Source organism: Sphingomonas faeni (genome assembly GCF_024273235.1).
GTDB classification, from domain to species: Bacteria; Pseudomonadota; Alphaproteobacteria; order Sphingomonadales; family Sphingomonadaceae; genus Sphingomonas; species Sphingomonas faeni_A.
Map to the genome: position 1 here is coordinate 1 of NZ_JANBVH010000013.1, position 19,920 is coordinate 19,920.

Genomic DNA, 19,920 nt, shown 5'->3' on the forward strand with positions numbered 1-19,920 from the left:
CCGGTATAATGACCGAGCCCAGGTAGCCGGGAATTCCGGCAGCAGACTTTGCGTGGATGGCCTTCGAATGGGGAAGCCCTCCCCCACAGGAAAGCCCACCCCGGCGCGAAGGAAGCCCCCCGCCACACAGGAATACCACCCCGGCGGAGGCCGGGACCCAACTGGGTGACGGCGCTGAATTACGTTGCGCCCCGTCACTGCAACCTTTCCAATTGGGCCCCGGCCTCCGCCGGGGTGGTTGGCTTGCTCGAAAAGGTATGAGCCCAAGCCGGTTTTCCCGGCCCGCTACACAGAGGGACTTATCCGCAACACGACAGAGCCACAGCCAGCGTAGGTGCTTCCCGAAACCGCACCACCCCGGCGGAGGCCGGGGCCCAGTTGGATAGGTTGCGGTAACGATGCGCAACGCCAATCAGCGACGTTTCCCAACTGGACCCCGGCCTTCGCCGGGGCGGGCTTTGGGGCGTGTCGTTCGGGAGATGTGCTCGGACTGTTTCGGGAGACGTGGTTCGCAGGACGTGGTGCGGAAGGCGTAATTCGGAGGACGTGGTTCGACCCCAGCATTGGTCCACGGCCAGCTCCCCCCGACACAAGATCAAACGGCTCCCGCCATCCAACCCCGCTCATCCACCCCGCAAGCAGCGCATCGCGCGCCTATTTCGCGCCCTTGTCCCACGTCACCAGATCACCCTCGGCGATCCCCAGTTCCGCGGCCCTGCCGCCCATCAGTTCCAGCACCGCGCCGACCGGCTCCCCTGACGGGATCGGCGTTTCCGAGAACGGCACCGTATTCTCCGCGATCCGGGCGATCGTGCCGTCCGCGCGAATATACAGGATATCCAGCGAGCTCGGCGTGTTCTTCATCCAGAAGCTCGCCGGGACCGGCGCGCCGCCCGTCGGCGGATACGGCCAGAACAGCATGCCGCCGTCGGGCTTCAGGTCGGTGCGAAACATCAGCCCGCGCGCTTGTTCGTCCTGCGTCCTGGCGCGCTCGACGGTGAACGCATGCGTCCCGTTCGCGCTCTTGATCGTCAGCGCGAGCGTGCCATCCTTGGCCACCTCGGTATCAGCGTCGCTGTTCATGTACGCGACGCCCCCGGCGCCGACGCCCAGCGCCAGCACCCCCGCCAACACAGCCTTGGCAACAAAACTCATCCCAGTTCCTCTTCGACCGCAACGGCCAGCGGACCCTTGCGCCCGGCGACGACGCGCACGCGCAGCGGTTGATCGGGTTCGACCGATTCGATCCCGGCGCGGCGCAGCGTTTCCATGTGCACGAAGATGTCGCTGCCATCGGCGCCCCGTACCAGGAAACCATAGCCCTTCAAACGGTTGAACCATTTGACCGCCGCCGCTTCGAACGGTCCGGCGGCGTCGATCATCGCGATCGGATCGATCCGGTCGGGCGAGGTGGGAGGACGGACGGTTTCCTCGACGGCGTTGGTCAGGTCGATCGAGACGATCTCGCGCGCCTGGAAGCCGCGACCGCGCTGCACCGCCAGCGTCTCGACCCGCGCGCCCTCGGGCAGGCTGCGGCGGCCATGCGGTTGCAGCACCGAGAAATGGACGAGGATATCGCCGACGGTCTCGTCGTCCGCGACCGCGAACCCGAACCCGCGGGTGACGTCGAACCATTTGATCACGCCGCCGATCGCACGCGCGTCGAGAGCAGCCGTCGCCGCTCCCGAAACCGAACCATCGGCCGCACCCGAAACCGATCCCCCGGCGGCCTCCGGGACCGATCCCGGAACCGCGATCATCGTCGATACGACCTGCGCCGTCATGTCCGCATCCTGCTGCGTCTCGTTACGCATCGTTACACCCCTGAACCCCTTGCTAGCACGCTTCGTCGCAACCGCAACGAACCCGATGCGATCCTCAGTCGAAATCCATCGATTCGGGCGTATCGGACGGCGGTGCAGCAACAATTTTGCGCGCAAGATCGAAGCGGTGGCCCGCCCGCATCATCGCAGCGAGCTGTTTTTCGTGAAGCTTCCGGTCGCCTTCGCCATTGCCGTAAGGCCCGATTCGCTTGCGACGCGCAAAGGCGAGCGCCGATTCGACGGCGCGATCGGCGATCGCCGGCGCCACCGATTCCGCATCGCCCTCGTCGATTCCCGCCTCGCGAAACGCCCCCGCGACCCGTCGCGCGCCGAGCCCGCGTCGCTGCATCGCAGCAGCCCGCTGTTCGGCGAAGGCCCGGTCGTCGACATAGCCGAGATCGGCCATCCGCTGCGCCAATTCGGCGGGCTCGGCCGGTGCCGCAGTGGAGCCCCCGTCCCAGCCGCGCTCGCGGATCTTGCGCATGAGATAGTCGGTCAGCCGGCCCCGCGTCGTCGCGAACCGCTCGACATAGCGCAGCGCCATCCGCTCCAGCGCCGCGGCGTCGAGCGGTTTGAGCGGGGCACGTTCGGCGTTCCTGCCACCTCCACCAGCCCGCCCGCCAGCCCGCGCGCCAGCCCGTCCGGGCGCGCCCGACTTTCCACGGCTGTTGGGGCGCCCTGTCGCGCGATCGGGGTCGTCATCGTCGGACACGCCATCATTGTGCCACACTGACACCCGAAGTTGAACGGCTAGACTAGAAATAGGTGTGCTGCGTTCAGCCGCCATGCCGGGCAAGACGCCAAAGACAGGAACTGCGATGACGACAGAGACGCTTCAGAAGGACGGCCAGACCGCGGCGATGATCGTCGCGACGCCGACCGAGGACGCCCTGCCGCGCCGTTTCGCCGATTTCGGCACGCTGAGTGAAGCGCTCGATTATGCCGCGAGCGGTAACCGCGGGCTTAATTTCCACGACGCGCGCGGGACGCTGTCGCAGCCCTACCCCTATTCGCAGCTCCGCACCGACGCCCGCGCGATGGCCGACCGCCTGATTGCCGCCGGCGTTGCCCCCGCCGACCGCATCGCGCTGGTCGCGGAGACCGGCCCCGAATTCGCCGCGCTGTTCTTCGGCGTCGTCTATGCGGGCGCATGGCCCGTGCCGCTGCCCCTGCCGACCTCGTTCGGCGGCCGCGATTCGTACATCGAACAGCTCCGCGTCCAGCTTGCCAGCTGCGATCCGAAGATGCTGATCTTCCCGCCCGAACTCGCGCAAATGGCCGGCGAGGCGGCGCGCCTGTCCGGCACGATCGGTATCGACTGGTCCGAGTTCGCCGCCAAGGATGCGCCGGTCGCGACGCTGCCCGAGGCGAAGCCGGACGACATCGCCTATCTGCAATACTCCAGCGGCTCGACGCGCTTCCCGCACGGCGTTGTCATCACCCACGCCGCGCTGCTCAACAACCTCGCCGCGCACAGCCACGGTATGGAAGTCTGCGACACCGATCGCTGTGTCTCGTGGCTGCCCTGGTATCACGACATGGGTCTGGTCGGCTGCTTCCTGTCGCCGATCGCGAACCAGGTCTCGACCGATTATCTCAAGACCGAGGATTTCGCGCGCCGTCCGCTCGCGTGGCTCGATCTGATCAGCCGCAACACCGGCACGACGCTCAGCTACTCGCCGACCTTCGGCTACGATATCTGCGCGCGCCGCATGTCGTCGCAGACCAAGGCGAGCGACCGTTTCGACCTGTCGCGCTGGCGGGTCGCGGGCAACGGTGCCGACATGATCCGTCCCGACGTGATGCAGTCGTTCGTAGACGCGTTCGCCGATGCGGGCTTCAAGGCGAGCGCGTTCCTGCCGAGCTACGGCCTTGCCGAAGCCACGCTCGCCGTGTCGCTGATGCCGCCGGGCGAAGGCATCCGCGTCGAACTGGTCGAGGAAACGCAGCTTTCGGGCGGCTCACGCGGCGGTGACCGCCCGCAACGCTACCGTGCGATCGTCAATTGCGGCAAGCCCGTGCGCGACATGCAGATCGAGATCCGCGAAGAGGACGGCACGCCCCTCCCCGAGCGCGCAATCGGCAAGGTGTGGTGCAAGGGCAAGTCGGTGATGGTCGGCTATTTCCGCGACGACGCCGCGACCGAGGCGTGCATGTCCGACGGTTGGCTCGATACCGGCGACATGGGCTATATGTCGGACGGCTACATCTACATCGTCGGCCGCGCCAAGGACATGATCATCGTCAACGGCAAGAACCATTGGCCGCAGGATATCGAATGGGCGGTGGAGCAGCTTCCGGGCTTCAAGGCCGGCGACATCGCCGCGTTCGCGATCACCACGCCCGGTGGCGAGGAGACGCCCGCCGTCCTGGTCCAGTGCCGCAGCTCGGACGAGGCCGAACGCCTGCGCCTGCGCGACGAGATCCGCGAGCGCGTGCGGTCGGTGACGGGCATGAACTGCCTGATCGAACTGATCCCGCCGCGCACGTTGCCGCGCACGTCTTCGGGCAAGCTCAGCCGGGCGAAGGCGCGCAACCTGTATCTCAGCGGCGACATCAAACCATATGACATCGCGGCCTAGGGAAACGCTCACGCGAAAACACCGGTCGATTCGGTGAATTAAACCCGAAACCCGCGAAATTCCGGTTCATTTCGGACCGATGCGAACGTTCTGCTAACCAACCGGATCTATGACTGCTGGCGTGAGTATGAGATCACCCTCGACGTCGCACCGGGTCCTGACCGGCATCGCCCTGCTGCTCGGGCTGCGCGATGGTGCCGATCCGGCGGAGTGGAGCCGTATCCGTGCCGCGCAACTCTCTGCCGGCCGCAGCATGGCGCTGTTCCTGCTCACCGCCAACATCCTCGCAACCCTCTCCATCGTGTTTCTCGTCGAGGGTATCGTACCGCTCTGGCAGGCCACGACATGGTCGGCGCTGATGGTGGCGATCGCGGTGACGATCGCCTTCCGGCGCCTTTCGACCGATCCTCGCGGCGAACGCTATGCGAGCGTCCGCGATCTTCGCAAGACTGGCTGGGAGGGGCTGGCGCTGGCGCTCGGCTGGTCGACCGTGCCGGTGCTGTTTTGTACGCACGCCCCCTCTGGAACGACCGCCGGGCTGGGCATAACGCTGGCGGTCCTGATGACCGCCGCCGCCTTCGTGATGGCGCCGCTGACGCTCGCGACCCTGATCTTCCTCGGCTATCTCGGCGCCGCGATGGTGGTCCAGCTGGTGATGGCCGGAACGCCCGCCGCGGCCGTCGGCATCTTCGGCTTCACCCTGATGCTGATGATCGTCTGCGTCAGCCGGGCGCGGGCGCTAGTGACGATCCGGGCCAGCGAGATCGCGCTGGGCGACCGCGACGAGACGGTCAGCCTGCTGCTCCACGAGTTCGAGGAAACCGGCGCCGACTGGCTTTGGGAAGCCGACACCGCCCGGCGGATCGTCCGCGCGTCTCCGCGGTTTGCAGCGGCCTGCGGTCTCGATCCGGCCGACATCGAGGGCATGCCGTTTCTCCAGCTACTGGCGGGCCCGACCTGGGAAACCGGCGAATTCGCCGCCGGCCTACGAATGCTCGCGCAAAGGCTGAAGGCGCGCGAGAGCTTTCGCGACCTGCGCGTACCTGTGCAGATCGCTGGCGAGGACCGTTGGTGGGAGATCGCCGCCTCGCCCCGGTACGGCGACCTGGGCGAATTCTGCGGGTTTCGCGGGGTCGGCTCCGACGTCACCGAACAGCGGGCATCCGTCGACAGGATCAACCGCATGGCACGGTTCGACACGCTCACCGGGCTGCCCAATCGCCTCATGATCAACGAGACTCTCGCCAAGACGATCGTCGAGGCCGAGAAGCTCGGCAGTCGCTACGCGTTCATGATGCTCGATCTCGATCGGTTCAAGGCTGTCAACGACACGCTGGGCCACCCGATCGGCGACCGCCTGCTGGGTCGCGTATCCGAACGCCTCGACCATCTGATGGACGACGACTGCCTATGCGGTCGCCTCGGCGGCGACGAATTTGCGGTCATCGTGCCGGACGCGAACGACATCGCGGAGGTGGAGCACCTCGCGCAGCGCATCATCGAATCGCTGTCTCGCCCGTACGAACTCGATGCCCATACGCTGTACATCGGCGCGAGCGTCGGGCTGGCGATCGGGCCGCGGGACGGTCGTACCGCGGACATGCTGGTGCGCTCCGCCGATCTCGCCTTGTACCGCGCCAAGGATTCGGGCCGAGGCGTATTCCGTACCTACGAACCCGAATTGCATGTCCAGGCGGAGGAACGCCGGGTCCTCGAACTCGCGCTGCGCACCGCGGTCGAGAATGGCGAGATGCACCTCGATTACCAGCCGGTCGTCGATACCGACACCGGGCAGCTCCAGGGTTTCGAGGCACTGCTACGCTGGACCAGCCCCGGCTTGGGAAGCATCCCGCCCAGCAAGTTCATCTCGATCGCGGAAGATGCGCGGTTGATCGCACCGATCGGCGCCTGGGTGCTGCGTACCGCCTGTGCCGAAGCGGTGAAGTGGCCATCGGATATCCGGGTCGCGGTGAACGTCTCGGCGATCCAGCTCCAGAACCCCAGCTTCCTGACCACTGTCGCATCGGCGCTGGCGAATTCCGGCCTGTCCGCCGAGCGGCTCGAACTCGAGGTGACCGAGAACGTCTTCCTGCACGAGGGACTGGGCGTGCTCCGCGTACTCGACCGCCTGCTCGATCTGGGCGTACGGCTGAGCCTCGACGATTTCGGCACCGGCTATTCTTCGCTGGGCTATCTCAGCCGGACGCGGTTTTCGTCGATCAAGATCGATCACAGCTTCGTCCGGGACGCCGCGCAGGGTGTTCGCGAAGCCGTCGCGATCGTCCGCGCGGTGGTCGCGCTCGCCAACAGCCTCGACATTGCCACGACGGCAGAGGGTGTCGAGACCAAAGTGGAGCATCAGACGGTGCGCGATTTCGGCTGCACCAAGGCCCAGGGATATTATTTCGGCCGCCCCATGCCGGCCGAACAGGCGCGTACGCTGGCCAATCGGGGATGGAAGGCATCCGCGGCGGCCTGATCGCGCGGTGCCGTTGGAACACCGGGCGACGAGGCGTTCGCATCGCCGGTTCAGGCGAACCTGCGCCTCACCGCCGCCGTTCGCGTCCGGCGAAGCTTACGACGCTCTCCGCGCCATCGGCCGACAGCGACGACACGCCGACGAAATTGTCGTCGACCGGCACCTGCGCCAACAGCGTCTCCGTCCCCGTCACGTCGCGCGCCTCCGCCCAGTCCTGCGCGTCGTTGCGGCGCCAGCGGACACGGTATCCCGCCGCGCCGGGTACGGCGGTCCACTTGACGGTCGTATCGCGCGACAGCGCACCGGCAATCGAGACGTCCTCCGGCGCGGCGGGTGCGCCGGCGATCCGTGCGAGCATGGCGACGTTGATCGCGGTCACCTTGGCGAGATACGGGAAATCCATGCCCTCGATCGTGTCGCCATAGACGACGCTCTTTTCGGTGCGGAGGTCCTGATGCTGGCGGTCCCAATTCTCGGCGGCGACCGAAAAGCGCACGGCGGGATAGCCCAGTTTGAGGAAGGGCTCATGATCGCCGCCACGGCCGAACCGGTCCGGTCGACGATCGAGCATCACGTCGAGCCCGCCGGGGATAGTGCCAGCGATCCCGTCGATCGCCTTGGCGAGCGCGCGGCTGGGGCCATCGTCCTCGCCACCCTCGGCGCGGCGGCCCTGCTGCGCGACCAGATCCTCGGAGGCGCGGATGCCTTCCGAGAACACGCGGACCTTGTCGGCGACGCGTACCCCGCCCTGCCCGACCGTGTTGCCGACAATGTCGTTGTTGAGCATCGCCGACACCTTCCAGCCCCGCGCCTTGGCGGTATCGGCGAGCAGCTCGGCGCCCCATAGCCCCTGTTCCTCGCCCGAGAACACCGCATAGACGATCGTCGCATCGAAGCTGTGCTGCGACAGCAAGCGCGCCGCCTCCAGCACCAGCGCGACGCCCGACGCGTTGTCGTTGGCGCCCGGCGCGTCGGACGTGACGTTCATCACATCGGTCACCCGGCTGTCGATATGCGCGCCGACGATCACCACGCGGTTCGGGTCACGCCCCTTCTGGATGCCGAGCACGTCCTGGACGACGACCCCGGTCGGTGCACGCGGCCCGGTGAACGTCCGCGCGATCCGCTCGACCGTGATGCAGCCTCCGCAGGTCGCGCCGATCTCCATGAAACGCTGCGCCGCCCAGGTGCGTGCGGCGCCGATGCCGCGCTTGGGATCGGTGGTGGTCGACGCCGTGTGGCGCGTGCCGAAGCCGACCATCGCGGTGACGTCCGCCTTGAGCCGGGTCGCGGATGGCGCAGGCAGCCGGGCGGGCGGGGAAGAGATCGGGGCGGCGGCTGCGAGAAGCAGCGGGACTGCGAATAAGGGCATGGCCAATCGTGCCCGTATCGGCAGCGCGGCTCAAGCCAGGAAATGCAGCAAAGCCGAACTTGCGTCCGCCGAGCATCCTGAACCGTAACTCGACGCACGGATCACTATAAGTTCACCTGATCGTTATGATCTATGTTTCAGACAAACAGGGTAAAACACTAAAAGCACTGTCGAGTTTGCAGGGAGCCAAGATGATATTGGGTCATTCGATTTCGACCATCGCAGGGGTTATCCAGACGATCGACGAATCCGTCGCAACGATATTGCAGCGCACACAAAAGCAGCTTGTCGGCCTGTCGTATATGTCCATCACGCACCCGGAAGACCTTGCTCGCAACCTTGCACAGGTCGCTGCACTGCAACCCAATGGAAGTTCGGCGCGGATACGAAAGCGCTATCTCGGCGGCGACGGCGCGGTCATCACGCTCGAAGTCCAGGTCTCGCGAATCGGTAGTTGCAGCGACGGGCATCTCTTCGGCACGCTGTCGACCGTGCCGCCGCCCCTGCCACCGGTTGCCCGCCTCGCCGCGGCGGATCCCACGCCCTATCGACTGTGGCATCGGGCAAAGGACCTGCTCGACGTCATGCGGTCCCGCGATGCGATATTGGGGGCAGACCTGTTTGCGGATCACGCCTGGGCTAGCCTGCTGATGGTCTATGTCGCAGAGGCCGAGAGCCGGATCGCGACGGTGGAATCGCTCGTCGCGCAGCTCAGCCTGTCGCGCGCCACGCTGATGCGCTGGCTTCGCGTGCTCCAGGCGAAGTCTCTGATCGAACAGATCAACAGGGAACTCGACGCGGTCCAGCTGACCCAGACCGGCATCGAGCGTATCGAGCGGCTGCTCTCGACCAAGGCGCCCGTAACGGTAAGCTGACGGGGCCGGCTGACGGGACTCAACTCAACCGGTCGATCGCCTCGCGGGTCAGCGACCCCGGGATGATCATCACCGGCACCGGCAGCGCGCCCGCATCCGCACCGGTGAAATGCGCGATCAGTTCGCCCGGCGCGCCGGTCGCCGCCGCACCCAGCACCAGCGCCGCAATCTCCGGATTCGCTTCGATCATCTCGCGGATGATCTTCGGCCCTTCACCTTCGCGCACGGTGATAGAGGGACGCAGGCCCGATTCCTCCAGCAATGTGCCGGCTGCACCCGCGACCAGGCCCTCGGCGTGGAGATGCGCCTCTTCCTCGATCGTCGCCTGGACGCCGCCGAACGCGATGAATTCTTGCGGCGGGATCACGGTCAGGATCTCGACGCCGCCGCCGGTCTTCACCGCACGCCGCGCGGCGAAGCGCAGAGCGATGCCGGCTTCGGGACTGTCGTCGATAACCACCAGATAAATGCGCATTTTGGCCCCCGTTATCGGACGTAGGTGGCCCGAAGCCGCGGACGACGCAAGACCGCCGACTTGTGCCGACGGGGTTGACCCGAGCGGACGAGGGCGCGAGTAGGCATGCCGTTACGTCACGCCCTGGGGAAATCCATGTCGATCGAGATCAAGATGCCTGCCCTGTCCCCGACCATGGAGGAGGGTACCCTCGCCAAATGGTTGATCAAGGAGGGCGACGTCGTGAAATCCGGCGACCTGATGGCCGAGATCGAGACCGACAAGGCGACGATGGAATTCGAAGCCGTCGACGAAGGCACCGTGGTCAAGATCCTCGTCGCCGAGGGTACCGACAACGTGAAGGTCGGCACCGTCATCGCGATCATCGCCGAAGAGGGTGAGGATGCGTCCTCGGTTTCTTCCACGCCTGCCAAGAGCGAGACGCCCGAGCCCGCTGCGAAGGAATCGGAAGCCAAGCCCGACCCGAAGGATCCGAACGACACCGGCAGCGAGGCCAAGCCGGTCGAGCGCACCGAGGATTCGGCCGAGGATCATGGTCGTCCGGCAGAGGCGGGCCCAGCCTCGTCGGGTGACCGCGTGAAGGCGAGCCCGCTCGCGCGGCGCCTTGCCGCCGACAAGGGTATCGATCTCGGCGCCGTGTCGGGTTCGGGGCCGAAGGGTCGCATCGTCAAGGCCGACGTCGAGAGCGCGAAGCCGGCTGCGAAGACCGAATCGGCGGCTCCGACCGCTCCCGCACCTGCCCCCAAGCCTGCGACCGTGCCGGATATCCCGCACGAGGCGACCAAGCTCAGCAACGTGCGCAAGACGATCGCCCGTCGTCTGACCGAGTCGAAGCAGACCGTTCCGCACATCTATCTGACCGTAAACATCCGCCTCGATGCGCTACTCAAGCTGCGCGGCGAGCTGAACAAGAGCCTGGAATCGCGCGGCGTGAAGCTGTCGGTCAACGACCTGCTGATCAAGGCGCAGGCCGTCGCGCTGATGCAGGTGCCGACCTGCAACGTGATGTTCACGCCCGACCAGCTGATCACGTTCCAGCGCGCCGACATCTCGGTGGCGGTCAGCACGCCTTCGGGGCTGATCACGCCGATCATCGTCGGCGCGGATACCGCCTCGCTGTCGTCGATCTCGACGCAGATGAAGGACCTTGCCGCGCGCGCCCGCGACGGCAAGCTGAAGCCCGAGGAATATCAGGGCGGCACCGCCTCGATCAGCAACATGGGCATGTTCGGCATCACGCAGTTCGATGCGGTCATCAACCCGCCGCAGGCGATGATCCTCGCGATCGGCGCGGGCGAGAAGCGTCCGTACGTCGTTGGCGACGAACTCACCGTGGCGACCGTGATGTCGGCGACCGGCAGCTTCGATCACCGCGCGATCGACGGGGCCGACGGCGCGCAGTTCATGAAGGCGTTCAAGCATCTCGTCGAGAACCCGCTGGGTATGCTGGCGTAAGCTGAAAAGCATGACCGTTGCGTCCCTCTCCCCCACCCCGTTCGTGCCGAGCGAAGTCGAAGCAGGTGAGTCTCACACCCTTCGACTTCGCCCAGGGCGAACGGGGGTGTGCGGCTCCGCTTCACTATGAAGCAGACGAGCATCGAGATCCTGCACATCCTCGCGGGCCTCGTCGTCGCCGTCGCGATCACGTGGGCGGCGGCATGGTCCTACCCGCTCGGGCAGGACGTGATCTGGGCTTGCGGGGCTGCGGCAATGGTCGCGACCGTGCTGATGGGCGTCGGGCCGTTGCGCCGCGCCCGCCGTCTCGACCAAACGACCCGCAGGAGTGAAGCGTGACCGACCTGCCTCCCAATAAAGCCCCGACGATACGGGTCACCGCGATGCCCGCCGACGCCAATCCGTATGGCGACATTTTCGGCGGCTGGCTGATGGGCCAGATGGATCTCGCGGCCGGCTCGGTAGCGTCGCGGCGCAGCGGCGGCCGCGCCGTCACCATTGCGGCGGATGCGATGAAGTTCCACATGCCGGTGGTCGTCGGCGACGAGGTGTCGGTCTACGCAGACCTGATCGCGGTCGGGCGCACGTCGATGACGATAGAGGTCGAGGCGTGGCGCCGTGCCCGCCACAGCAACGACAGCTGCAAGGTGACCCAGGCGCGCTTCATCTTCGTGGCGGTCGGCGACGACCGCAAACCGCGGCCCGTGCCGCCCGAAATCAACTAATCCAAAGGACTCTACCGTGGCTGATACCTATGATCTCGTCATCCTCGGCTCGGGCCCCGGCGGCTACGTCGCCGCGATCCGCGCGTCGCAGCTCGGCCTGAAGGTCGCGATCGTCGAGCGCGAGCGGCTGGGCGGCATCTGCCTCAACTGGGGCTGCATCCCGACCAAGGCGCTGCTGCGCACGTCCGAAATCTATCACTACATGCAGAACGCCGAGAGCTACGGGCTCAAGGCTGACAATGTCGGTTTCGATCTCGCCAAGATCGTCGACCGCTCGCGGAAAGTCGCGGGCCAGCTCAACGCAGGCGTCAAGGGCCTGATGAAGAAGAACAAGGTGACCGTCGTCGAGGGCGTCGGTACCGTGACCGCCAAGGGTAAACTGTCGGTCAAGCAGGGCGACAAGACGGTCGAGCTCGAAGCCAAGAACATCATCGTCGCGACCGGCGCGCGCGCGCGCGACCTGCCGTTCGCGAAGGCCGACGGTAAGCGGATTTGGACCTATCGCCACGCGATGGTCCCGACCGAGATGCCGACCAAGCTGCTGGTCATCGGCTCGGGCGCGATCGGCGTCGAGTTCGCCAGCTTCTACAACGACATGGGCGCCGACGTGACGATCGTCGAGATGCTCCCGCGGATCCTGCCCGTCGAGGACGAGGAAGTCTCCGCGTTCATGGACAAGGCGCTGAGCAAGCAGGGCATCAAGCTGCTGACCCAGACCGGTCTCGAAGGGCTGACCCCTTCGGCGAACGGCGTCACCGCCAAGATCAAGGCGAAGGACGGCAAGGTTTCGGAAGAGACCTTCAGCCACGCGATCATCGCGATCGGCATCGTGCCGAACACCGAGAATATCGGGCTGGAGGCTTTGGGCGTCGAGACCGACCGCGGCCATATCAAGACCGACGGTTACGGCCGCACCAACGTCGATGGCATCTGGGCGATCGGCGACGTCACCGGCGCGCCCTGGCTCGCGCACAAGGCCAGCCATGAGGGCATCATCGCGGTCGAGAAGATCGCCGGCGGCTCGCCGCACCAGATGGACAAGGCCAACATCCCCGGCTGCACCTATTCGCGTCCGCAGGTCGCGTCGGTCGGCATGACCGAGGCGAAGGCCAAGGAAGCGGGCTACGAGCTGAAGGTCGGCAAGTTCCCCTTCATCGGCAACGGCAAGGCCATTGCTTTGGGTGAGGCCGAGGGCTTCGTGAAGACCGTGTTCGACGCCAAGACCGGAGAACTGCTCGGCGCGCACATGGTCGGTGCGGAAGTGACCGAGCTGATCCAGGGCTATGTCGTCGCGCGCCAGCTCGAGACCACCGAAGCCGAGCTGATGGAAACCGTGTTCGCGCATCCGACGCTGTCCGAGATGATGCACGAAAGCGTGCTGGCGGCGTACGGCCGCGCGATCCACTACTGAGGCGACCGCTCGATCCTCCCCCGCAAGGGGGAGGTGGCTGGCGCTTGCCAGACGGAGGGGGCGGTAGGCGCCTACCTCTGCTTCGTATCCTCCCCCTCCGTCGCCTTCGGCGCCACCTCCCCCTTTCGGGGGAGGATTGGAGTTCGGCTTCGTACCGGCCTCCCTTTCCCGACCCGCACTGCCATTGTTTCCCCGCGAAGGCGGGGACCCAGACTGGACTCCCGCCTTCGCGGGAGAACAGCGCGGTGGTCGTGGCGGCGGCTGACGACCTCTTCGATGCCCGACCGGTCTAGCCAGTCGGGCGAACCGTCTCGTTTCGGCCCTATCTCGCTTGACCATCGCTCATGTCCCATCGAAGGGGCGTTTCGGTCGCGGGGTTCAGCGCTCCAGGATTTCGCGAACACAAGCCCCCCGGTGCAGGACCCGCGAATGTCGATCGAATCCGTACCACGCGCCACCGCCCGCATCGCCATTCTCGTCGCAGCCGCATTGTGCCTAGCATCGCTCGCGCTCTTCTGGCCTGGGATCGCGATGTACGACACCGTGGCGCAATATCGCCAGGTCCTGTCGGGCGTGTACGACGACTGGCACCCGCCGATCATGGCGCGCACCTGGGCGGTGCTGGCGCCGCTCGGGTACGGCGCGACGCCGATGCTGGTGCTGCAACTCGTCACCTATTGGCTCGGCCTCGGCCTGATCGCCGGTGCACTCGCGCGGCTCGGGCGCACCCGCAGCGCACTCGCGATCCTCGTCGTCGGCCTTCTACCCCCGTTCCTCGGCTGGCAGGGTGTCGTGCTGAAGGACGCGCAACTTGCCGGCGCTTTGCTCGCCGCGGTTGGAATCGTGGGCTGGTGGCGCCTCGAGGGCCGCCCATTGCCCGGCGCGATGTGGGTCCCGGTGACGCTGCTGCTCGGCTATGCCGTGCTGGTCCGGGCGAACGCCGTGTTCATCGTCGTGCCGCTCGTCGTGACCCTCGCGCCCCGCCCCGCCCATCCGGTCGCCAAGCTCGCCACCGGACTGGTCGCGATCGTCGCGGTTCTGGGCGTGGCGCCAATCGTGAACCACGGGCTGCTCAAGGCGCAACGCAGCGGCGTGGAGGCGACCCAAGCGCTCTACGACCTCGCCAGCATCGCCGCGCGGGCACCTGACAGCCCCACAACAGGCCTGACGCAAGCCGAAGCCGCCACCGTGATCGCCCGCCACTGCGCGAAACCATTCTTCTGGGACCCGCTCGGCGACGATGCGCATTGCGGGACGACGATGGCGCGGTTGCGCGCGCTGCCGACCGCGACGCTATACGTCACACTGGCGTCCGCGGCACTGCATCACCCGTTCGCCTACGCGACGCACCGTTTCGCGCATCTGAACTCGACCGACCGCTGGCTGGTGCCGTTCCACTGGCCAAGCGCCGCGCCGCCGACCGCGTCCGAGCCGAACACGATCGGGCTCGCAGACCCCAACGCCGCCGCCCGCACCTGGGAAGGCATGACCGCCGCGATCGTCGAGACGCCGCTGGGCTGGCCGATCGCGTGGATCGTCGTCGCGATCACCGCGCTGGCGACATGCCGATCGCGCCGGCGCGACGCGACGCGAGACTTCGCCACCGCGCTGCTGGTGTCAGCGCTTGCCCTGGAGGCGAGTTTCGCGGTGCTCAGCATCGCCTCGGACCTGCGCTATCATCTGTGGCCAATGATCGCGACTGCGATGGCCGTGGTCCTGCTCGCCGACCGAACCCCGCCGCTGCGGACGCTGACCATCGGCGGCGGGGCTCTCATCCTGGTGATCTTCGGCGGGCTAGCCGCGCGCGCGACGCTTCCCCTGCCACCGCAGAGTTACGCGGGCATGCTCGGCTGAGCTGCCCTTTAGCGCCGCCTGACCTTCCGTCGAGGTGACGCGTCGTAATATTCGGTGGTCGTCGTTGTCGTCGTGGTCACCGGTACAGACTGCACGATCACCGTCGTCGAACCCGCCGGATATGTGCCGCCGCTCGTCGTCGTGACCGTCGTCGCGCCGTCGGGCGAGACCCATGTGCCACCGGGCGCGACCGTATAGCTGCGCGGCGGGGCATAGTCCGCGCCGTAGGGCGGGGGCGCGTAGTCGTCGGCATAAGCGGGCGGCGGCGGTGCGTACTCGGCGGCATAGACCGGCGGGGGCGGGTAGTCGGCTCCGTATCCTGAAACGCGTGCTGGTGGAGGCGGCGGTGGCGCAGGGCGGCCCCGGTCCTCGGTCTTGTCGATCGCATACCCCGCCACGGCACCGACGCCCGCGCCGATCAGGGTCCCGCCCAGGCGATTGCCGCGCCCTGCGATGACGTTGCCCGCGACGCCGCCGACAGCCGCTCCGATCGCTGCGCCGCCGAGACCGGTGTAGCGCCGAGGCGCACCGCGATCGTCATAGGGCGGGGCGTATCCGCGGTCGCTCGGCCCGGCATAGACCGAGTCGTTGGCGGCATAGTCGCGGGGGCTCACGGCCACGTAGCCGTTGGAGTCGTAACGATCCCAGTCGATGTCGCTCGCCGTGTCGTAGACCGATCCGCGCGAGTCGATCAGCACCGCGTCGTCGTAATAGCGCGCCCAGTTATAGCCCTGCGGCGGTCGGGAAAGGCCATAGGTCGACCAGTCGCCGATGTAGAAGCGCGGGGCGTTCCAATAGGTCGGCACGGCCCAGCCGCGATGCGGGCGACGGTATCCCGCCCAACCGCCGGGCGCGTTGGCGCCGCCCCACCAGCGCCCGCCGATCTTGCTGCCCCAGCGCGGCTGGCGGCGCGTTGCGGCCTGCTGCGATCCGACCGGTCGCGAGGACGTATGAACGACGGGCGGACGTGCGGCGATCGGTCCCGGGCGACGGGGGTTCGCCATCGGCGCCTGCATTGTCGCACCCGGCACGTCGTAGCTGGTGCCCGGGCGCTGCTGGGCCTCCGCTGCGCCGCTGACGGCAGCAAGCCCTGCGCTTGCGATCAAAAGGCTTCGCATGTCCGTCTCCCTGGTTCCGCCACCCTATCCCGCGCAAAACGCCGGATGTCTTAACGGGTTGCTTACCAAAGCCGCGGGCGAGTCACCAGCAAGCGTACCGTCCCGAAACGGATCAGGTCCTACAGCCGCTGGCCGAGCAGTGCCGCCAGCGCCTCGCACCCCGCCGCGTCCTCGGCATCGAACCGCGCGGGTTCGGGGCTGTCGAGGTCGAGCACCGCGACCAGCGTGCCGTTCTTCGTCACCGGCACGACCAGTTCGGAGCGGCTCGCGGCATCGCAGGCGATGTGGCCGGGGAACGCGTGCACGTCCTCGACCAGCTGCGTCGTCAACGTGGCCGCGGCGGCACCGCAGACGCCCTTGCCGACCGGGATACGAATGCAGGCGACCTTGCCCTGGAACGGCCCGAGGACGAGTTCGCCGCCCTGGGCATCGGGCAGCAGTCGGTAGAAGCCCGCCCAGTTCAGGTCGGGGAGATATTCCCCTACGAGCGCGGCGGCGTTGGCCATGTTGGCGATCGGGTCACGCTCGTCCGCGGTCAGCGCGTCGAGCGCGGCGAGCAGATCGCGGTAGAGATCGGCCTTGGTGCCGGCGGAGATGTCGAACTGGTACATGTCGTCGTCCTTGGTCGGCGGGGCGCCGGATCATCGCGGAGATAGGCGTGTGGATCGTCGGAAAACAGGGGATGGAATGAGATCCGGACAGCGAACATGAGCACACTACATGCATCAAACGTCGCCACCGCATAGCCACCGCATAGCCACCGCATAATCGTCCCCGACCAGTTCCGTCACCCCAGCGAAAGCTGGGGTCTTGCTGTTGGCGCGTGTTGCCCGTTCCTCGGGGATACCCCAGCTTTCGCTGGGGTGACGGCCGGGGGGCGTGATGAGCGGGGGCGCGACGGGTTCGGCGCTCATCCGTCTCATTGAGATGTGTGTACCCGCGAAGGCGGGGATCCAGACTGGGCTCCCGCCTTCGCGGGAGAACATGGAAGGGTCAACGTCGTACTATTGCGGAGGATGGTCCGCAGAACGGAAATACAAGCTTGATCCGACGGTTCATGGACCAATCGCTCAATCGTCGCGGACCTTGCCGCGCCCCGCTTTCACCCCGCTTCGGACTTTCTTCGTATCGACCCGCCTAGCCTTCGCCGCCTTGGACGGCTTCGTCGCGCGGCGGGCCTTGGGGACGATCGTCGCTTCCTTGATCAGCGCGACCAGCCGCTCGCGGACTTCCTGACGGTTGAGCAGTTGCGAGCGCGAGCCCTCGCTCCGCAGCACCAGCACGCCGTCGCGCGTGAGGCGCGATCCCGCGAGCACCGCGATGCGGTTCTTCACCGCCAGCGGCAGGCCGGGCGAGAGGCCGACGTCGAACCGCAGGATGACCGCGCTGTCGGTGGTGTTGACATGCTGGCCACCGGGACCGCCCGAGCGGGTCGTGCTCTCGATCAGTTCGCTGTCGTCGATCGAGATCGACCGGGTGATCGGGATCGCGACCATAAGCCCCTCCCCTCGGCTCTCAGCCGTCGGTGGAGTCGGGCGTCGTCACCGCGTCGGCAACCGGAGCGACGTCGCCGGCTGGCGTCACCTCGTCGGCGAAACCGGCCTTGGCGAACCGCTCGGGCAGCGGCGCTTCGGCGAGCACGTCGGGCTTGCCCGGACGCGGCACGATCAGCCGCTGCGCGTGGAGCATCATGCCGAGCCCGTCCGCCTTGCCGTACACGCCGTCGCCGACCACCGGCGCGCCGAGTCCGCTCGCGGCGTGGACGCGGATCTGGTGCGTGCGGCCGGTCTCGGGCAGGAATTCGACCAGCGAGCGGCCGTCCTTGATCTCGAGCACGCGCCACTTGGTCCGCGACTTCTTGCCGTCCGGGTCCTCGACCATCCGCCAGCCGGTTTCGGCGGTGCTGACCTTGCCGAGCGCCATCTCGATCAGGCCGGACGTGCCCTCGACCACGCCGTCGAGCAGCGCGACGTAGCGCTTCGAGACGAGGCCCTGCTCGAACGCCTGCTGCAACCGGGCATGCGCCTTCGGGTTGCGCGACAGGAGCAGGCAGCCGCTCGTGTCGCGGTCGAGCCGGTGCACGGGCTTGGGCCAGCGCTGAAAGCCGAACTTCAGGCTTTCGAGATGATTTTCCAGGCTCAGCGAGCCATCGCGGGGCGGATCGACCGGCAGCCCTGCGGGCTTGTCGATTACCAGGGCCTCGCCGTCGAGGAAGAGTACGCGTTCACCATGCATGCCGCCGCCCTTGCCATCATTAGCGTCTGCGTGCCAGAGCCGTCGCGATGTTGCACCGTATAGTTGCCCTTGTGCTGGTCCTGGCACCGACCGTCGCCGAGGCACAATTGTGCGAAGGCCAGAGCGCCGCGATCAGCGCCGATGGCCGTGCGTTCGGGCATTTGCCCTATGGCGATGCGCCCGAAAGCGAGCTGGTCACGCTACCGTCGGAGTATTCGGTGGGCAATCCGTGCGTGGTGCGTGCCGACATGCTGCCCGATCTGTTGCGGCTGTTCGCAGCGGCGCAGGGCGATCCCTCGGTGATGGGCCAGCTTCGCGCGCTGTCGTGCCAGCGATCGATCGCCCGCCAGCGCAGCGTCTTCTGCCGGGGCGAGATCAGCAGCGCGGCCGATCGCGCGATCTCAGTCGCTCCGCCGGGGTATAGCGAGCATTCGACCGGCTATGCGCTGGATTTCGCGGTGCGGCCGGCGAACGGGTGTCCCGATGCGGAGGCGTGCATGGCCGCGACCCCTGCCGCGCGTTGGCTTCGCCTGAACGCCCCGTGGTTCGGGTTCGAACAGAGCTTTCCGGGTGGGAACAAGCAGCATGTGAAGTGGGAGCCCTGGCATTGGCGCTGGGTCGGGGCGAGCGAGAATGCGCCTGGGGCGGCGAAGGCGCGGTTCGTGTTTTCTCGCGCGCGGCGGTTGTATCCGGCCGATCCGGGGGTTGTGCCGCTGGTGGTGAAGTTCAGCGCACCGCCGCCGCTACCCACGCCGGTTGCGCCACCGCCGTCTCGGTCGAAGAAGAAGCGCCGCTGACGCCAAAGGATTTGATCCTCCCCCGCCAGGGGGAGGTGGCTGGCCCTTGCCAGACGGAGGGGGGAGGAAAGGGAAACGTAAGTTGCGCTTGCCTCCCCCTCCGTCACCTTCGGTGCCACCTCCCCGTGGCGGGGGAGGATCGGTTCAATCAGCGATCCTGCAGCCCGATCAGTGCAGCACCGCTCCGCCCGGGCGCACCACGCCGTCGCGCAACGCATGATCGTACAGGATCTCGGTCTCGAGCATCACCTGGCTCGACAGCCGGTCGAGCATCGACTCCGCCTGGACGCCGAACTTTTCCCATTCGCCTGGCTTGATGACCGGCAACCAGCGGCCGATGAACGCTTTCCAGTCGGACCGGAGGATGTCGAGATTCTCCTCCATCGTCGCGATCGTGTCTGGCGAATATTTCGCCTCCATCGCCACCACGGTGCGGTCGATCACTTCGTCCTCGAGGTCGAGATGCCTAGCGACAGTGACCGCGAGTTCGATCAGCTTTCGCGAGGCGAGGCCACTATGTTCGCGAGAGCCCTGCGCCAAGTCGGCGAGGACGATGCACTGCTCGGCGATCTGCTTGTGATCGTCGATCAACTGCGCCCAGTTCGCGCGATCCTTGTCCGAGGCCGCGTGGACCATCACCCTGTCGCTTGTCACCTTGTCGTTCATCCTGCCGTATCCCCCGTACGTATACGATCGACGCCTTACTGCGGATGCGCCTA

The 19,920-nt window shown here is 66.9% G+C and carries 19 protein-coding genes; 9 read left to right on the forward strand and 10 right to left on the reverse strand.

Annotation, left to right across the window (positions count from 1 at the left end; all coding sequences use genetic code 11):
- Positions 1-654: 654 nt before the first annotated feature.
- The 3 genes from NLI89_RS08855 to NLI89_RS08865 all read right to left on the reverse strand — a co-directional run bounded on the left by NLI89_RS08855 (position 655) and on the right by NLI89_RS08865 (position 2,535).
- A complete protein-coding gene (locus NLI89_RS08855) occupies positions 655-1,083 on the reverse strand; it encodes a DUF192 domain-containing protein (protein ID WP_439144501.1) in 429 nt (142 codons plus the stop codon).
- A gap of 68 nt (positions 1,084-1,151) precedes the next feature.
- On the reverse strand, positions 1,152-1,814 hold the full coding sequence (locus NLI89_RS08860; RefSeq protein ID WP_254686715.1) for a cold-shock protein: 663 nt from the start codon (positions 1,812-1,814) through the stop codon (positions 1,152-1,154).
- A 64-nt stretch (positions 1,815-1,878) separates the two neighbouring features.
- Positions 1,879-2,535, reverse strand: a complete 657-nt coding sequence (locus NLI89_RS08865; protein ID WP_368077257.1) for a regulatory protein RecX — start codon at positions 2,533-2,535, stop codon at positions 1,879-1,881.
- 106 nt (positions 2,536-2,641) lie between these two features.
- On the opposite strand from NLI89_RS08865, the gene NLI89_RS08870 reads away from it, so the two are divergent.
- A complete protein-coding gene (locus NLI89_RS08870) occupies positions 2,642-4,405 on the forward strand; it encodes a fatty acyl-AMP ligase (RefSeq protein WP_254686716.1) in 1,764 nt (587 codons plus the stop codon).
- A 127-nt stretch (positions 4,406-4,532) separates the two neighbouring features.
- Complete coding sequence (locus NLI89_RS08875; protein WP_254686717.1) at positions 4,533-6,884, forward strand: putative bifunctional diguanylate cyclase/phosphodiesterase; 2,352 nt, start codon at positions 4,533-4,535, stop codon at positions 6,882-6,884.
- A 67-nt stretch (positions 6,885-6,951) separates the two neighbouring features.
- On the opposite strand, the gene NLI89_RS08880 is transcribed toward NLI89_RS08875, so the two are convergent.
- Positions 6,952-8,256, reverse strand: coding sequence for a M28 family metallopeptidase (locus tag NLI89_RS08880; protein WP_254686718.1), 1,305 nt, complete (start codon positions 8,254-8,256; stop codon positions 6,952-6,954).
- Between the two features lie 125 nt (positions 8,257-8,381).
- Here NLI89_RS08880 and NLI89_RS08885 point away from each other — a divergent pair, with 125 nt between their 5' ends.
- Positions 8,382-9,131, forward strand: a complete 750-nt coding sequence (locus NLI89_RS08885; RefSeq protein WP_254686719.1) for a PAS domain-containing protein — start codon at positions 8,382-8,384, stop codon at positions 9,129-9,131.
- Positions 9,132-9,150: 19 nt separating this feature from the next.
- Here NLI89_RS08885 and NLI89_RS08890 read toward each other — a convergent pair whose 3' ends face one another.
- The gene (locus tag NLI89_RS08890) at positions 9,151-9,606 is read right to left on the reverse strand and encodes a universal stress protein (protein WP_128453443.1); all 456 of its coding nucleotides are present in this window, start codon (positions 9,604-9,606) and stop codon (positions 9,151-9,153) included.
- 135 nt (positions 9,607-9,741) lie between these two features.
- Here NLI89_RS08890 and NLI89_RS08895 point away from each other — a divergent pair, with 135 nt between their 5' ends.
- The 5 genes from NLI89_RS08895 to NLI89_RS08915 all read left to right on the forward strand — a co-directional run bounded on the left by NLI89_RS08895 (position 9,742) and on the right by NLI89_RS08915 (position 15,051).
- Positions 9,742-11,061: a pyruvate dehydrogenase complex dihydrolipoamide acetyltransferase gene (locus tag NLI89_RS08895; RefSeq protein ID WP_254686720.1), complete on the forward strand. Its 1,320-nt coding sequence runs from the start codon at positions 9,742-9,744 to the stop codon at positions 11,059-11,061.
- A gap of 126 nt (positions 11,062-11,187) precedes the next feature.
- Positions 11,188-11,400 (forward strand): hypothetical protein, encoded by a 213-nt coding sequence (locus tag NLI89_RS08900; RefSeq protein WP_254686721.1) that lies wholly within the window; start codon positions 11,188-11,190, stop codon positions 11,398-11,400.
- A 44-nt stretch (positions 11,401-11,444) separates the two neighbouring features.
- Positions 11,445-11,786, forward strand: coding sequence for an acyl-CoA thioesterase (locus NLI89_RS08905; RefSeq protein ID WP_254686805.1), 342 nt, complete (start codon positions 11,445-11,447; stop codon positions 11,784-11,786).
- A gap of 16 nt (positions 11,787-11,802) precedes the next feature.
- Entirely contained in the window at positions 11,803-13,197 is a 1,395-nt protein-coding gene (gene lpdA, locus NLI89_RS08910; protein ID WP_254686722.1) for a dihydrolipoyl dehydrogenase, read from the forward strand.
- Positions 13,198-13,626: 429 nt separating this feature from the next.
- Positions 13,627-15,051 (forward strand): hypothetical protein, encoded by a 1,425-nt coding sequence (locus NLI89_RS08915; RefSeq protein WP_254686723.1) that lies wholly within the window; start codon positions 13,627-13,629, stop codon positions 15,049-15,051.
- 8 nt (positions 15,052-15,059) lie between these two features.
- On the opposite strand, the gene NLI89_RS08920 is transcribed toward NLI89_RS08915, so the two are convergent.
- The 4 genes from NLI89_RS08920 to NLI89_RS08935 form a co-directional block, all read right to left on the reverse strand.
- On the reverse strand, positions 15,060-16,169 hold the full coding sequence (locus NLI89_RS08920) for an RcnB family protein (protein ID WP_254686724.1): 1,110 nt from the start codon (positions 16,167-16,169) through the stop codon (positions 15,060-15,062).
- Positions 16,170-16,288: 119 nt separating this feature from the next.
- The gene (locus tag NLI89_RS08925) at positions 16,289-16,780 is read right to left on the reverse strand and encodes a GAF domain-containing protein (protein ID WP_254686725.1); all 492 of its coding nucleotides are present in this window, start codon (positions 16,778-16,780) and stop codon (positions 16,289-16,291) included.
- Positions 16,781-17,239: 459 nt separating this feature from the next.
- Entirely contained in the window at positions 17,240-17,665 is a 426-nt protein-coding gene (gene arfB, locus NLI89_RS08930) for an alternative ribosome rescue aminoacyl-tRNA hydrolase ArfB (RefSeq protein ID WP_093399511.1), read from the reverse strand.
- 19 nt (positions 17,666-17,684) lie between these two features.
- Entirely contained in the window at positions 17,685-18,404 is a 720-nt protein-coding gene (locus tag NLI89_RS08935) for an RluA family pseudouridine synthase (RefSeq protein ID WP_254686726.1), read from the reverse strand.
- Positions 18,405-18,451: 47 nt separating this feature from the next.
- Between NLI89_RS08935 and NLI89_RS08940 the strand changes: the two genes are divergently transcribed.
- Positions 18,452-19,201, forward strand: coding sequence for a M15 family metallopeptidase (locus NLI89_RS08940; RefSeq protein WP_254686727.1), 750 nt, complete (start codon positions 18,452-18,454; stop codon positions 19,199-19,201).
- Positions 19,202-19,369: 168 nt separating this feature from the next.
- Here NLI89_RS08940 and NLI89_RS08945 read toward each other — a convergent pair whose 3' ends face one another.
- Positions 19,370-19,867, reverse strand: a complete 498-nt coding sequence (locus NLI89_RS08945) for a hemerythrin domain-containing protein (protein ID WP_254686728.1) — start codon at positions 19,865-19,867, stop codon at positions 19,370-19,372.
- Between the last annotated feature and the right edge of the window lie 53 nt (positions 19,868-19,920).